At 60.0% G+C, this 255-nt stretch carries 1 protein-coding gene; it reads right to left on the bottom strand.

Going from position 1 to position 255, the window contains the following annotated elements; translation table 11 throughout:
* Positions 1 to 255, bottom strand: a 255-nt coding sequence (locus AB4Y42_RS44685) for a glutathione S-transferase N-terminal domain-containing protein (protein ID WP_368697952.1), incomplete at both ends; no start/stop codon positions are given.

Genomic DNA, 255 nt, shown 5'->3' with positions numbered 1-255 from the left:
ACAATGCGATCGGGCGGTTCCCGGGACCGTCTGGATCGAAGATCGCCGGAATCTTGCCGTTCGGGTTGAGAGAAACGAAAGCAGGTTCCTGGTTTTCGTTCGCCAGGATGTCGATACGATGGGCCTCATACGCCAGGCCCGTCTCCTCCAGCATGATGCTGACCTTCACGCCGTTGGGAGTCGGCAGTGAAAAGAGCTGGAGCCGGTCGGGGTGTTGCGCTGGCCAGCGCGTGAAGACTGGATGCTGAAGGGTCA

Origin of the sequence: Paraburkholderia sp. EG286B, assembly GCF_040965655.1 — a bacterium.
In the GTDB taxonomy this organism is placed as follows: Bacteria; Pseudomonadota; Gammaproteobacteria; order Burkholderiales; family Burkholderiaceae; genus Paraburkholderia.
This window is presented reverse-complemented; position numbering and strand designations above follow the sequence as displayed.